Origin of the sequence: Actinoplanes sp. NPDC049265, from assembly GCF_043197135.1 — a bacterium.
Classification (GTDB): Bacteria; Actinomycetota; Actinomycetes; order Mycobacteriales; family Micromonosporaceae; genus Actinoplanes.
Genome location: NZ_JBICSP010000011.1, coordinates 203,993 through 217,838, shown reverse-complemented (window position 1 = coordinate 217,838; position 13,846 = coordinate 203,993). Strand labels below are relative to the sequence as shown.

Genomic DNA, 13,846 nt, shown 5'->3' with positions numbered 1-13,846 from the left:
CCTGTTTGTCGCGTCAAACCAACGTGCTCGTCGCCCTCCGCCCGTTGAATATGATCGTGGACTACGTGCCGACCAAGCCCCTGGTCATCGGTCATCGCGGGGCCAGCGGATACCGCCCGGAACACACTCTCGAGTCGTACCGCCTGGCGATCCGCCTCGGCGCCGACTACATCGAGCCCGACCTCGTCGCCACCCGCGACGGCGTCCTGATCGCGCGACACGAGAACGAGATCTCGCAGACCACCGACGTCGCCGCGCACCCCGAGTTCGCCGGCCGCCGCACCACCAAGATCATCGGCGGTGCCGAGGTCAGTGGGTGGTTCACCGAGGACTTCACGCTCGACGAGCTGCGGGCGCTGCGCGCGACCGAGAGGCTTCCCGGGGTACGCCGCCAGAACACGATCTTCGACGGCCGGTTCACCGTGCCGACCTTCCAGGAGATCCTCGACCTGGCCTCGGCCGAGGAGCGTCGCCTCGGTCGTCCCATCGGGGTGTACCCGGAAACCAAACATCCGTCGTACTTCGCCTCGATCGGGCTGGCGCTCGAGGAACCGCTGGTCCGCACCCTCTACCGGAACGGCTTCGCCGACCGCAACGACCACATCCTGATCCAGTCGTTCGAGCCGTCGTCCCTGCTCAAGATGCACGAGATGACCGAGATCAGGCTGATCCACCTGTTCGAGGAGCCGCCGACCGACCTCGAGGCGATCGCCACCTACGCGTACGGCATCGGCCCCGACAAGAACCTGCTGGTCGCCGACCCGCGCATGGTGCACCGGGCGCACGAGGCCGGCCTGGCCGTGCACGCCTGGACGATCCGGGCCGAGAACCAGTTCCTGCCGGCCGGCTACCGCATCGGCGCGGAGCCCGGCCAGCGCGGCGACGTCACCGCCGAGTACGAGTTCTTCCTGGACATGGGCGTGGACGGCTTCTTCACCGACCACCCCGACACGGCGGTCGCGGCGGTAAACGCGGTGCGCCGGCATCGCGTTCCCGCTAGCGTCGGCTGATCGGTCTGTCCCCAGAAGGGTGCTGATGATGCTTCTCACCATGGCGAAGGTCCCCGCCGCGTAGCGAGGACGGTTACTTCTCCTCCTCGCTCCGGGCGGTCGCTGACCTTCATCCCGCCTGCTTGAGGAGCTCTTTTGCGTGCCCTGGTTTCCGCGCGTCTCGGCGCGGACTTCCGCAAACTCTGGACCGCGTCGGCGGTCTCCAACCTGGGCGACGGCGTCACCATGGTCGCCGGCCCCCTGCTCGTCTCGACCCTGACCACCGACCCCGCCGCCGTGGCCGGTGCCGTCTTCGCCCAGCAGCTGCCCTGGTTGCTGTTCGCACTGGTCAGCGGCGTCTGGGCCGACCGCCTGGACCGCCGCCGCCTGGTCGTGGCGGTCAACGTCGCCCGAGCCCTGGCCATAGCCGCCCTGACCACATCCATCGCGGCCGGCGTCGCCTCCGTACCCGTGATCTACCTGGTCTTCTTCATCCTGGGTACGGGCGAGACCCTGGCCGACACGGCATCGTCCGCCTTCGTGCCCGCAATCGTCGCCGAGCGCCACCTCCCCGTCGCGAATTCCCTGCTCGCCGGCACTTTCACCCTGATCAACCAGTTCGCCGCCAAGCCGTTCGGCGCCTGGCTGTTCACCTTGTCCGCGGCCTTGCCTTTCGGCCTCAACATGGCGTCGTTCCTGGCGTCCGCGGCCCTCATCGCGTCCCTGCGCACCGTCCCACCGCCGGATCTGCGTCCAAGTCCCACCACGCCGGGCCAGGTTGAGCCGCCGCCCGCCGCGTCGGATGCGCGGCCAGGTCCCGCCTTGCCGGACCATGACGCGCCGCCTGGCTCGCCGGGTGATGGTGTGTCGCGTGGCTTGCCGGATCGTGGCGCGTCGCCTGGCTTGCCGGGTGATGGTGTGTCGCGTGGCTTGCCGGATCGTGGCGCGTCGCCTGGCTTGCCGGGTGATGGTGTTTTGCCCGGCTTGCCGGATCGTGGCGCGCCGTCCGGCCTTTCGGTTGATGGCGCGTCGCCCGCGTTGTCGGGTCGTGGTGCGCCGGACGCCTCGCCGGATGATGGTGCGCCGGGCGGCTCGTCGGGCCGGCCGCCGGTGACTGTCGTGCGCCGCTCGCTGGCGGCGGACATCGGCGCCGGGTTGCGCTTTCTCTGGGGTCACCGGCTGCTCCGCACCCTGGCCGTGACCATGGCCTTCGGCAACCTGGTGTTCTGCGCGGCGTTCGCCATCTTCGTCCTCTACTCCCGCTCGATCCTGGGCTTGTCCTCGTTCGGGTACGGGCTGCTCCTCACCGCCTTCGCCGTGGGCGGTCTCCTCGGCACGGTCCTGGCCCCAGCCCTGCTCCGGGTAGTCGGCGCGACGTGGCTGCTGCGCATCGACCTGCTCGTCGAGGCAGGCCTGCACGCCACCCTCGCCGCGACAACCAGTCCGTGGCTCGCCGCCGCCGCGATCGTGCTGTTCAGCACCTGCGGCGCCGTCTGGGGCACCGTCGTCGTAACCATCCGCCAGCGATCCGTCCCACCCGCCCTGTACGGCCGCGCCACCAGCGTCTACGCCCTCCTCGACCTCGGCGGCGCCGCCGTAGGCTCCCTCCTCGGCGGCCTGTTCGCCCAGACCTTCGGTCTCCTGCCAACCTTCTGGACCGCAGCCGCCGCCATGTCCCTGATCGCCGCCGCGGCCTGGCGCCCCCTGTCCATAGCCACCGCCGCCCTGAACCCCCGCAGCGCCACCCCAGTGCGATAGCCCGCCCCGCCCCACCGCCAGCAACAGCGGTAGCCCAGAGCGCCCTCGGCTGCCGGAGCGCCACCCTGGCCACCACCAGCACTGGCGGCGGTAGTCGGGGCGGGATCGGCGGGCGGGGTGGCGCCCCGGGCTACCACCAGCACTGGCGGCGGTAGTCGGGGCGGGATCGGCGGGCGGGGTGGCGCCCCGGGCTACCACCAGCACTGGCGGCGGTAGTCGGGGCGAGCCGGGTGGTGGTGACTACCGGGTGGGGACCACCGGGTGGGCCGGCAGCGAGAAGCGGCCTGGAGTGGCTACGGTCCGGCGCGTCGAAGGCGGGGCTTTGCTGCGCCCGTACCCGGAAAGGATTTTGATCTTGAGGTTGGGTTCGGGGATAGGGTCGGGGCATGTCGAGGCTGGGTGTGGTCAGTGGCGGAGGGACCGGGATCGGGCGGGCCATCGCCGGGATGCTGGCGGGTGAGGGCTACGACGTAATCATCGTCGGGCGGCGGGGTGAGGTGCTGGCCGACGCGGTCGAGTGGGTCGGGCCGCAGGCCTCGGCGGTGACCGCCGATCTCGCCGATCCGGACCAGGTGGGCAAGGTGCTCGACGCCGTTGCCGGGCGGCCCGTCGACGTGCTGGTCAACAACGCCGGCGCCTTTGTCGGCGGGGACGACTCGACGCCGCGCGGGCTGGTCGAGCACTGGCGGGCGAACCTCGACTCCAACGTCACCACCGCCGTGCTGCTCACCGAGTCGTTACGCCCGCTGCTGCGTCGGCCGGGCGGCACCGTGATCTTGACCAGCTCGATCGCCGCCCAGCGGGGTGGCGGCGGACCCTACTCGGCGGCCAAGGCGGCGCTGCACGGTTACATGCTGGACCTCGCGGTGCGGTTTGGGCCGGAGGGCATCACCGCCAACGTGATCTCGCCGGGATATATCACGGACAGTGAGTTCTTCGACGGGCGGATGACCGAGGAGGGGCACCGCAAGCGGGTCGACGCCACGCTGGTTGGGCGGCCCGGCGTGCCGGCCGACGTCGCCGAGGCCGTGCGCTGGCTGGTGGGGCCGGGCGGTGGCTTCGTCACGGGACAGGTCATCAACGTCAACGGGGGGACTGTCCTGGGCCGGTGAACGGCTCCTCGCCCGGACGGTCGGCCCGGAAGCGCAGCGCCGACCAGTGGTCGCCGATCGCGACCTGCATGTTAGGGCGCATCCCGAACTCGGCGATGATCGGCCACAGGGTGTCACGGTTGATGTCCGCACGGCCGCCCTTGGGGTATGCCACCCAGAATGCGCTGGGTTTGGTCACGTCGGCGCGATGGTCGGCCATCAGCTTGCGGGCCGAGGCGGCGTCGTCGGCGAACATGATCGCGGTGCTGGCGGTGGCCAGTTGGTCGCTCTCGCGGACGCCGTCGGGCATGGGCGTGAGCAGGGCGATGTTGGCGGGGTCGGACACCCAGACGGTGGTGTGCGGCTTGATCTGAAGCTTTTCGGCGATCGTTTTGGACATGGCATTCACCCTTCCACTCCAGCGGCCGGTCGGGGGTGGGCCTGTGGATGAAGAGGGCCCTGTGGATAACTCCGGAACTGTCGGATCCGGCTGGTAGACATGCGGCGTGGCAGAAACAACAGCAGTCAGCGACGCGGAGCGGGCGGTGGTGCGCGAGTGCGCCGAGGAGGTGCTGCGCAAGCTCGCCGGTGAGCACGCGAGCCTGCGCGAGGACCAGTGGCGCGCGATCGAGGCGCTGGTCGTCGACAGGCGGCGGGTGCTCTGCGTTCAGCGCACCGGGTGGGGCAAGTCGGCGGTCTACTTCGTGGCCACGGCGCTGCTGCGTGACGGGGTGGCGGCCGAGGCGGGCGAGCCGCCGGCCGGGCCCACGGTCATCGTGTCGCCGCTGCTCGCCCTGATGCGCAACCAGGTGGAGGCGGCGGCCCGGGCGGGCATCCGAGCGCGCACGATCAACTCGGCCAACCTCGACGAGTGGGGCGAGATCACGGCCGAGGTCCGGGCCGGTGCGGTCGACGTGCTGTTGATCAGTCCCGAGCGGCTCAACAATCCAGACTTCCGCGACAACGTGCTGCCGGGGCTGGCCGCGACGACCGGGCTGCTGGTGGTCGACGAGGCGCACTGCGTCTCCGACTGGGGGCACGACTTCCGGCCGGATTATCGGCGGCTGCGCACCTTCCTGGCCGGCCTGCCCACGCGGACGCCGGTGCTGGCCACCACCGCGACCGCGAACGCCCGCGTGACCGCCGACGTTGCCGACCAACTGGGCGACGCGCTGGTGCTGCGTGGCTCGCTCGACCGTGACTCGTTGCGGCTGGCCGTGGTGCCGTTGCCCGACCCGGCGCACCGGCTGGGCTGGCTGGCCGATCACCTGGCCGAGCTGCCGGGTTCGGGCATCGTCTACACGCTGACCGTGGCCGGGGCGATCGAGACGGCCGATTTCCTGCGGTCGCGCGGGTTCGCCGTGGCGTCGTACACCGGCCAGTCCGAGGACGCGGACCGTCGCGCGGCCGAACGGGACCTGCTCGACAACAAGATCAAGGCGCTGGTGGCGACGTCGGCGCTGGGCATGGGTTTCGACAAACCGGATCTCGGGTTCGTGGTGCACCTGGGGGCGCCGCCGTCACCGATCGCGTATTACCAGCAGGTCGGCCGGGCCGGTCGCGCCGTCGAGCACGCCGAGGTGGTGTTGCTGCCGGGCCCGGAAGACCGGGCGATCTGGCGATACTTCGCGTCGCTGGCCTTCCCGCCCGAGGACCAGGTACGGCTGGTGCTGGCCAACCTGTCCGGCGACCGTCCGATGTCGACACCCGCGCTGGAGCCGCTGGTCGACCTGCGGCGGGCCCGGCTGGAGATGATGCTCAAGGTGCTCGATGTGGACGGTGCGGTCCGGCGGACCCGGGGCGGCTGGGTCGCGACCGGCGAGCCGTGGACGTATGACACCGCCCGCCTGCGCCGGGTCGCCGAGGCGCGCACGGCGGAGCAGGAGACCATGCTGGAGTACGCCCGCACGACGGCCTGCCGCATGGAGTTTCTCCGCCGCTGCCTGGACGACCCCGACGCCGAGCCGTGCGGCCGGTGCGACACCTGCGCCGAGCCGCTGTTCGACGCCGACGTCGCGCCCGAGGCACTGGCCGCCGCGCATGCCTTCCTCGGCAAGCCGGGCATACCCATCGCGCCGAAGAAGATGTGGCCCACCGGCCTCGACGCGGTCGGCGTCCCGCTCAAGGGCAAGATCCCGCCGGGCGAGCAGATCCTGACCGGCCGCGCGGTCGGGCGGCTTTCCGACCTGGGCTGGGGCAGCCGGCTCCGGGAGCTGGTCGAGGGGCCGGACGGCCCGTTGCCCGAGGACGTGGCCGGTGCCGTGGTGCAGACGCTCAAGAGCTGGGCGCAGGGGGAGGAGCGGTGGGACGAGCGGCCGGCCGGCGTGGTCGCGCTGAGTGAGACCCAGTTGGTACGCGGGGTCGCCGAGCACATCGCGACGGTCGGGCGGCTGCCCTACCTGGGATCACTGGGCTTCCCGGGCGACGACGGGCCGCGCGGCAACAGTGCCCAGCGGGTTCTGCGGCTGCACGACGCCTTCGTGGTCCCGGCCGGCCTGGCGATACCGGACGGGCCGGTGCTGCTGGTCGACGCCCTGGTCGACTCGGGCTGGACGATGACGCTGGCGGGCCGGGCGTTGCGCCGGGCGGGTGCCCCGGCGGTCCTGCCCTTCGCGCTGGCGGTGGCCGGTTGAGAAACAGGGTGCTAGCGGGTGGGGCGGCCGAAGCCATGGATCGGCTGCTGGTCGATCGGGGCGATGCGGATGTCCTCGCCGTACTCCGGGGCGTGGATCATCATGCCGTTGCCGATGTAGAGGCCGACGTGACTGATCCGGCCGTAGAAGAAGACCAGGTCGCCGGGCTTGAGGTCGGATCGGTCGACGTGCGGCATCGAGCCGTACTGGCGGGCGGCGTTGTGCGGCAGCGAGACGCCGGCCCGGTCCCAGGCGGCCAGGGTGAGGCCCGAGCAGTCGTAGGCCCGCGGGCCGGCCGCGCCCCAGATGTACGGCTTGCCGAGCTGGGCGAACGCGAAGGCGACGACCTTCCCGGCGGCGCCGGCGAGTTCCGGGGGCGCCGGAAAGTTGAACACCTCGGCGTAACGGGAGCCGCCGCCGTAGGCGACCCGGCGCATCTGCTTGAGCGCGGCGATCTCGCCCTCGACCATGTCCTTGCGGGCGGCGAGCCTGCTTTGCGTCCCCCGCTGCTGGTCGGCCAGCCGCCGCAGGGTGATCCGGGTGCTCGCCACACGGTCGCGGGCCGCGTTCAGCTCCCGGACGGCCAGCTGTTGCTGGGCGGCGAGTTCCTGCAGGCCGAGAATCTTCCGGACGAACTCGTGAGGGTCGTCGGCGCTGAAGAGGGCGATCGCCGGGCCGCGCATCGTCCGCTGGTAGGTGCGCGCCGCCAGCCCGCTCATCAGGCGTTGCCGCTGCCGCAGATCGGCGCTCATCGGCCCGATCCGCGAGCCGAGCGTCCGCTGCTGGGCCAGGTTGGCCCGGAGGTCGTCGCGGGACTCGTTGAACTCCTCGACGATCACCTCCAGCCGGTGGGCGGCGGCGGTGATCCGCTTGTCCAGCTCGCTGATCGACGGGCGGTCGGCGGCCGGGGCCGGCGGGGAGCCGAGCCCGAGGGCGACGAGGGTCAGGAGCATCGTGACAAAGAGACGGCGCACGTCGGCTACAACGATATGAATTACGCAAAAGGGACGGCCATTCGTCAGATACGGGTGGGGGGTATGCTGGCGGGCATGAGCGAGGACCACGCCGGGCCGCACGGCTACTCCGGTGACAAGCAGGCGCTGCTCGGCCGGTTGCGCCGCATCGAGGGTCAGATCCGCGGGCTGCAGCGGATGGTCGACCAGGACACCTACTGCATCGACGTGCTGACCCAGATCTCCGCCGCCAAGAGTGCCCTGCAGGCGGTGGCGGTGGGACTGCTCGAGGACCATCTCGCGCACTGCGTGGTCGACGCCGCCCGGGCGGGCGATCCGACCGCGAAGGTCAAGGAGGCGTCCGACGCCGTCGCCCGCCTGATCAAGAGCTGAACCGTCAAGCGCTGAGCCGTCAAGAGCTGAACCGGAGGACCTACAATATGCCCGTCACCAGCAACTACACCGTCACCGGAATGACCTGCGAGCACTGCGTCAGCGCGGTGAGCGGCGAGTTGGGCTCGCTCGACGGCGTCGACGACGTCAAGGTCGACCTCGGCACCGGCGTGGTCACCGTGACCAGCGAGCGGCCCCTGGACGAGGGCGCGGTCCGGGCCGCGGTGGACGAGGCCGGCTACGAGCTCGCCGATGTCTGAGGACACCAGCGTCCTGAACAAACCGCCGGCCCGGGAGCAGAGCGCGGCGTTCAAGCTGGCGGTTTTCGGCGCGGTGTTGATCGTGGTGCTGTTCGCCGGGTACGGCATCGGGCGGCTCAACGAGTCGCCGGCCGGTTCCGGCGACCGATCGGCGCCCGCGGCCGAGCCGGCCGGAGACGGCCACAACCACGGCGGCGGACCAGCCGGGGGCGCATCGGTCGGCGGCGCACCGGGAGCGCCGACACATGACGACTCCGGTCAGGCGCCGCACGTCCACAACGCGGACGGCTCGGTGACGCCCGCCGGCGCCACCACGGGAGGCGGCTCCGAGGTCGGCGGCCTCAGTCTGACCAGCGCCGGACTGACCCTGGCGCCGAAGGCGGCGACGTTCACGGCCGGGCGGCAGCAGACGTTCCAGTTCGCGATCCACGGTGCTGGGAACGCGCCGGTGACCACGTTCGCGGTGGTGCACGACAAGCCGCTGCACCTGGTCGTGATCCGGCGCGACCTGTCCGGCTTCCAGCACCTGCACCCGGCGATGGCCCCGGACGGCACCTGGAGCATCCCGCTCGCGCTGGCGCAGCCGGGCAGCTACCGGGCGATCGCCGATTTCACCGCGATCGTCGGCGGGCAACAGGTGCCGGTCACGCTCGGTGCCGATCTGACCGTGCCGGGGGACTACCGACCGGTCGCTCTGCCCGCGCCGGTCCAGCAGGCGGTGACCGGGGACTTCCAGGTGGCGTACGAGGGACGTCCGCGGATCGGGGTCACCCAGCCGCTGCTCATGACCGTGATCGCGCAGGGGCGACAGGCCACCCTGGAACCATATCTGGGCGCCTTCGGCCACCTGGTCGTGATGCGCGAGGGCGATCTCGGCTACGTGCACGTCCACCCGGAGCCGGCCCTGGCCGACGGGAAGGTCAAGTTCTGGCTGGCCGCGCCGGGGCCGGGCCGCTACCGGATGTTCTTCGACTTCCAGGTCGCCGGCAAGGTGCACACGGCCGCCTGGACCAGCGAGATCACCTGAGCGGCGCGCAGCGGGCAGCAGCGGACGGGCGGCGGCCGGCAGGCGGGCAGTAGGCAGGCAGCGGGCGGCGGCCAGACGGCGGGCGGCGGGCGGCGGCGCAGTGCAGGGCCGCCGCCTGGGCGCGGCGGAAGGTCAGCCGAGCAGTTTGGCCAGGGCCGGCTTGACGCCCCATTGGCCGGTCAGGGCGTCGTACTCGGCGCGGGAGCCGGCCGCGCCGGTGTGGCGGGCGCGTAGCAGCAGGTTGCGCGGGGTGTGGGCGGAGTCGACGAACTCGACCACGTCCACCTTGTAGCCCTCGGCGCGGAGCAGGGCCGCGCGCAGCGTGTCGGTCAGCACGTCGGCGAAGCGTTCGCGCAGGATCGGGTGGCGGGTCAGCTCGGCGTACGGGTCGGGGGCGGGCTGGGCCTTGAGCTGCGCGGCGATGTCGTGGTGGCAGCACGGGGCGGCCAGCACCCACTGCGCGTTCCAGCCGACCGCGCGGGCCAGCGCCTGGTCGGTGGCCGTGTCACAAGCGTGCAGGGCGAGCACCAGGTCGGGCCGGACGTCCACGGCGGCGTCCTCGATCGTGCCGGCGACGAACGTCACGTCATCGGCGCAGCCCAGCGACTCGGCCAGGGCGGTGTTGCGTACCCGCTGATCCTCGCGGACGTCGACCCCCACGACCTTGACCTGACCGCCCCGATCGGCCAGATAACGATAGGCCGCGAAGGTCAGATAGGCATTGCCGCAGCCCAGGTCGACCACGTGCAGAGGGGACGGCGGGGAAGCCGGCAGCGTCGCGGCCAGCGCACGCAGGAAGGCGTCGACCTGGCGGCGTTTCGCGGCGCTGGCGCCCAGCACCTGAAAGAGCGGGTCGCCCGGATCGAGCAGCCACTGCTTCGCCCGGTCGTGGTCGCGCGACGGCGAATCGCCCCGGGGAGTCGCCGCCGCCCGGTGGATCTGGGCGTCGCCCTTCTTTGTGACCCGGACCTGCACGGTCGCCGCCGTCGTCTCCACATGCCAGTTGCCGAACGGCTCGGCCAGCAGCTCGTCGACCGCGGCGGCCGCCTCGGCGCCCGGTGACACGTTGCGGGTGAACGGGCGGGCGCCGTCGTCGGTGACGATCTGCAGCTTCGTCCCGCCCTTGAGCGACACGGGGCGCAGCTCGGCCCGGCGTACCGAAGGCTCCTGACCGCGCCTCTTGCCGGCCGCCACCGCGCGGGTCAGGGCCGGGTCGAGCAGCAGGCCGCGTACTTCGGCGAGGACGGTGTCCAAGGGCTGGGGCATCCGTCAATTGTGCCCCGCTCGACAGATCGGGAAATCCAGTTAGGCTGTCCTAACTTACCGATCGCGAGTGAGGGGTTGCCGGATGTCAGTCGCTGATCCTCCGGAGGCGGAGCGCCTGTCCGTCCGGCTCCGTTCGGGCACCCGGGCCGACCACGACGCCGCCATGGGGAGTGGCTTCCTCGACCGGCTGGCCGACGGGCGGCTGCCCCGCGAGGCGTACGCCGATCTCGCCGCGCAGCACTACTTCATCTACCGCGACCTCGAAGCGGCCGCGATCGCCCAGCTCAGCGACCCGGTGGCCGGCACGTTCGTGCTGCCCGAGCTGCGCCGCGAGCCCGCGCTGACCGCCGACCTGGCGTTCCTGCTCGGCCCTGGCTGGCCCGACCGGATCGAGGCGCTGCCGGCCACCCGCGCCTACACCGCCCGGCTGCGCGCGGTCGCGTTCGACCGGGCGCCGGCCTTCATCGCCCACCACTACACCCGCTACCTCGGCGACCTCTCCGGCGGCCAGTACCTCGGCCCGGCCATCGCCCGGTCGTACGGCCTGAACGGCGACGGCCACCGCTTCTTCGTCTTCGACGGGATCCGGCCGCCGGCCTTCCGCGGCCGCTACCGCGACATGCTCGACGCGATTTCCTGGCCGCCGGCCGACGAGCAGGAGTTCCTGGCCGAGGTGCCGGAGGCGTACCGCCACAATATCGCCGTGCTGGCCGAGCTCAAGGAGCGCTGGACGTGACCGACCCGTTCCCGCCCGAGGTGGTGGAGCAGATCGCCCACCACATGAACGGCGACCACGCCGACGACAACGTGCTGATCGTGCGCGGCCTCGGCGGCGCGGACAACGCGACAGCGGCCCGGATGTCCGGTATGGACGCCGACGGCATGGATTTCCTGGCCGCGGTCGGCGGCATCGAGGTCCCGATCCGCATCCCGTTCAGCGCCCGCCTGACCGAGCGCCGCCAGGTCCGCGCCGAGGCCGTCCGCATGTACCAAGAAGCCTGTTCCGCCCTGGGCATCCCGCCCCGCCACTGAAAGATCAACTTCCAGATCCGCCGGGTACGCCAGTCAACTCCCAGCCTCCCGCGCCGTGCCCCCCAATGCCGCCGGCGCCGCATCTCCCGTGGCACACGAAAGCGCCCGCCGCCGTGACACGCAAAAATGCCCGCCGCCGTGACACGCGAAAGCGCCCGCCGCCGTGACACGCGAAAGCGCCCGGCCGCATCTCCCGTGGCACAGGAAAGCGCCCGCCGCCGTGACGCGAAAGCGCCCGCCGGATCCATCCGGCGGGCGCTCGAAAGTATCTGCTCAGGCCTCGGTGGTGGTCGTACCGACCCCAGCCTCGGACCCGCCCGGCATGTCGGTGGCGGCGCTCCCGGCCCCGGAACCCCGGTTGCCGCGCCCACCCCGGCGCCGGCGCCGCCGCGGACGGTCGTCGCCGTCGTCGTCCTCGCCGTCGTCACTCCCGTCGGCGGCGTCGAAGGCTTCCTCCACCTTGGCCGCCTCGGATCCGTCCGAGAACAGCATGTCCGTCGCGGTCGCCGTGGGGCGGCGCCGGCGACGCGGCCGGGCCGGCGCGTCCTCAGCCGATTCGCCCCCGGCCGAGTCCGAGGCGGGACCGCCGGAAGCGACCACATCGGACGCGGGCAGGTCGGAAACGGCGGTGCCGGTGGCCGGCCGGTCGGAAACCGCCGCGCCGGCCGCGGGCACGCCGGAAACCGGCGCGGCGACCGGCTCATCACCCTCGAGGCGGCGACGGCGACGCTGCCGCTTGGGCCGGTCGCTGGTCTCAGCCGACTCCGAAGGAGCCGGCGAATCCGAAGCCGGAGGCCCGGTGCGGCGCCCGCGACGGCCGGCACCACGCCCGCCGGTCTCGCCGCGGCGTGGCCGGCGTCCGCCGCCCAGATCTTCTTCGACCTCGGCCGACAACCCGGCCCGGGTGCGCCCCGCGGTCGGCAGCGTCCCCGAGATGTCGGTCGGGATGTCCAGGTCGGCGTAGAGGGCCGGCGACGTGTGGTAGGTCTCCGGCGGCTGCGGCATGTTCAGCCCCATCGACTTGTCGATGAGCACCCACCGCGGCATGTCCTCCCAGTCCACGAAGGTCACCGCGACGCCGGTGGCGCCGGCCCGGCCGGTGCGGCCGATGCGGTGGGTGTACGTGTCGGGATCCTCGGGACAGTCGTAGTTGATGACATGTGTCACACCAGAGACGTCGAGCCCGCGGGCGGCGACGTCGGTGGCGACGAGAACGTCGATCTTGCCGGTGCGGAAGGCGCGCAGGGCCCGCTCGCGAGCGCCTTGGCCCAGGTCACCGTGGACGGCGGCGACGGCGAAGCCCCGGAAGTCGAGGTCCTCGGCGACCCGGTCGGCGGCACGCTTGGTCCGGGTGAAGATCATCGTCAGGCCGCGGTCCTTGGCCTGCAGGATGCGGGCGACCATCTCCAGCTTGTTCATCGGGTGGGTGCGGTACACCACCTGCTTGGTCAGCGGGCTGGGGCCGCTGTCGGCGGTGTGACCGGCGTGGATGGTCACCGGGTGGGTCAGGAACCGCCGGGACAGCGCCACGATCGGGTCGGGCATGGTCGCCGAGAACAGCATCGTCTGCCGTTGCTGGGGCAGCATGGCCAGGATCTTCTCGACGTCCTCGAGGAAGCCCAGGTCGAGCATCCGGTCGGCCTCGTCGAGCACGAGCGCCTTGATGCCCTTGAGGTTCAGCGTCTTCTGCTTGGCCAGGTCGAGGAGGCGGCCGGGGGTGCCGACCAGGATCTCGATGCCCTTCTTGAGCGCGTCGACCTGCGGCTCGTAGGCCACGCCGCCGTAGATCGGCAGCACCCGCACGCCGCGGGTGGCCCCGGCCGCGGCCAGGTCACGGGCCACCTGCAGGCCCAGTTCACGGGTGGGTACGACGATCAGCGCCTGGGGCTGGCCGTCCGCGCCCTCGGACGGGGCGGTGACCCGCTCCAGCAGGGGCAGGCCGAAGCCCAGCGTCTTGCCGGTGCCGGTGGGCGCCTGCCCGATCAGGTCGGTGCCGCGCAGGGCGATCGGAAGGGCGTACTCCTGGATGGCGAAGGCGCGGGTGATCCCGGCCTTGGCCAGCGCCTCGACGGTCTCGGCGCGGACGCCGAGCTCGGCGAAGGTGGGGCTGTCGGCCCGGACGGGCGCGCGGTTGAGCACGGGGACCAGAGCCGGCTCTGTCTCGGTGTTCTCGATATCGCTCATTTAGTTCTACGGGTGCCTCTCGTGGTGCGCCCGTCGAATTCCTGGGCGCGATATGGGTAGGGCGCGGGCCACACGCGAACCGAAGTCGCGGGCCGCACGCGCTGTCGCGGCGGGACGTCTGAAGGGATCGACGCCGGCGGCAACAGCAGAAGTCTACCCGACCCAGAGATCTGGCTGCTCGGGAGCGTGATATAGCGACCGGACACCCCACGGGCGGCCCGTGGGTCGACCCTGGGGTGTCCGGTCGTTACGAGAGAGGT

The 13,846-nt window shown here is 71.9% G+C and carries 13 protein-coding genes; 9 read left to right on the top strand and 4 right to left on the bottom strand.

Translation table 11 applies throughout. The features are described 5' to 3' along the window. The first annotated feature begins 56 nt into the window (after window positions 1–56). From ACGFIO_RS25915 to ACGFIO_RS25905, 3 genes are all read left to right on the top strand, one after another. Window positions 57–1,010, top strand: coding sequence for a glycerophosphodiester phosphodiesterase family protein (locus tag ACGFIO_RS25915; RefSeq protein WP_392829370.1), 954 nt, complete (start codon window positions 57–59; stop codon window positions 1,008–1,010). A 135-nt stretch (window positions 1,011–1,145) separates the two neighbouring features. Continuing rightward, window positions 1,146–2,747, top strand: coding sequence for an MFS transporter (locus ACGFIO_RS25910; RefSeq protein WP_392829368.1), 1,602 nt, complete (start codon window positions 1,146–1,148; stop codon window positions 2,745–2,747). Between the two features lie 386 nt (window positions 2,748–3,133). Next, window positions 3,134–3,859: an SDR family NAD(P)-dependent oxidoreductase gene (locus tag ACGFIO_RS25905; protein ID WP_392829366.1), complete on the top strand. Its 726-nt coding sequence runs from the start codon at window positions 3,134–3,136 to the stop codon at window positions 3,857–3,859. Here the strand turns inward: ACGFIO_RS25905 and ACGFIO_RS25900 are convergent. Further along, the gene (locus tag ACGFIO_RS25900; RefSeq protein WP_392829364.1) at window positions 3,831–4,238 is read right to left on the bottom strand and encodes a hypothetical protein; all 408 of its coding nucleotides are present in this window, start codon (window positions 4,236–4,238) and stop codon (window positions 3,831–3,833) included. The genes ACGFIO_RS25905 and ACGFIO_RS25900 overlap by 29 nt on opposite strands. Window positions 4,239–4,344: 106 nt before the next feature. Here ACGFIO_RS25900 and ACGFIO_RS25895 point away from each other — a divergent pair, with 106 nt between their 5' ends. After that, the gene (locus ACGFIO_RS25895; RefSeq protein WP_392829363.1) at window positions 4,345–6,471 is read left to right on the top strand and encodes a DEAD/DEAH box helicase; all 2,127 of its coding nucleotides are present in this window, start codon (window positions 4,345–4,347) and stop codon (window positions 6,469–6,471) included. 11 nt (window positions 6,472–6,482) lie between these two features. On the opposite strand, the gene ACGFIO_RS25890 is transcribed toward ACGFIO_RS25895, so the two are convergent. Then, entirely contained in the window at window positions 6,483–7,445 is a 963-nt protein-coding gene (locus tag ACGFIO_RS25890; RefSeq protein WP_392829361.1) for an NlpC/P60 family protein, read from the bottom strand. Between the two features lie 75 nt (window positions 7,446–7,520). Here ACGFIO_RS25890 and ACGFIO_RS25885 point away from each other — a divergent pair, with 75 nt between their 5' ends. Genes ACGFIO_RS25885 through ACGFIO_RS25875 form a run of 3 tightly spaced genes read left to right on the top strand, consistent with a single transcriptional unit; the run spans window position 7,521 to window position 9,104 of the window. Continuing rightward, window positions 7,521–7,817, top strand: coding sequence for a metal-sensitive transcriptional regulator (locus ACGFIO_RS25885; RefSeq protein WP_392829359.1), 297 nt, complete (start codon window positions 7,521–7,523; stop codon window positions 7,815–7,817). A gap of 47 nt (window positions 7,818–7,864) precedes the next feature. After that, complete coding sequence (locus ACGFIO_RS25880; RefSeq protein WP_392829357.1) at window positions 7,865–8,077, top strand: heavy-metal-associated domain-containing protein; 213 nt, start codon at window positions 7,865–7,867, stop codon at window positions 8,075–8,077. Continuing rightward, on the top strand, window positions 8,070–9,104 hold the full coding sequence (locus tag ACGFIO_RS25875; RefSeq protein WP_392829355.1) for a hypothetical protein: 1,035 nt from the start codon (window positions 8,070–8,072) through the stop codon (window positions 9,102–9,104). The genes ACGFIO_RS25880 and ACGFIO_RS25875 overlap by 8 nt, the downstream gene beginning before the upstream one ends. A 132-nt stretch (window positions 9,105–9,236) precedes the next feature. Here the strand turns inward: ACGFIO_RS25875 and ACGFIO_RS25870 are convergent, their stop codons facing one another. Further along, complete coding sequence (locus ACGFIO_RS25870) at window positions 9,237–10,370, bottom strand: class I SAM-dependent methyltransferase (RefSeq protein WP_392829353.1); 1,134 nt, start codon at window positions 10,368–10,370, stop codon at window positions 9,237–9,239. A gap of 82 nt (window positions 10,371–10,452) precedes the next feature. Here ACGFIO_RS25870 and ACGFIO_RS25865 point away from each other — a divergent pair, with 82 nt between their 5' ends. Both ACGFIO_RS25865 and ACGFIO_RS25860 read left to right on the top strand, forming a co-directional pair. Then, window positions 10,453–11,106, top strand: a complete 654-nt coding sequence (locus ACGFIO_RS25865) for a heme oxygenase (biliverdin-producing) (RefSeq protein ID WP_392829351.1) — start codon at window positions 10,453–10,455, stop codon at window positions 11,104–11,106. Beyond that, window positions 11,103–11,402, top strand: coding sequence for a DUF2470 domain-containing protein (locus ACGFIO_RS25860; RefSeq protein ID WP_392829349.1), 300 nt, complete (start codon window positions 11,103–11,105; stop codon window positions 11,400–11,402). The genes ACGFIO_RS25865 and ACGFIO_RS25860 overlap by 4 nt, the downstream gene beginning before the upstream one ends. A 273-nt stretch (window positions 11,403–11,675) precedes the next feature. On the opposite strand, the gene ACGFIO_RS25855 is transcribed toward ACGFIO_RS25860, so the two are convergent. Next, window positions 11,676–13,586 (bottom strand): DEAD/DEAH box helicase, encoded by a 1,911-nt coding sequence (locus ACGFIO_RS25855; protein WP_392829347.1) that lies wholly within the window; start codon window positions 13,584–13,586, stop codon window positions 11,676–11,678. Window positions 13,587–13,846: the final 260 nt, after the last annotated feature.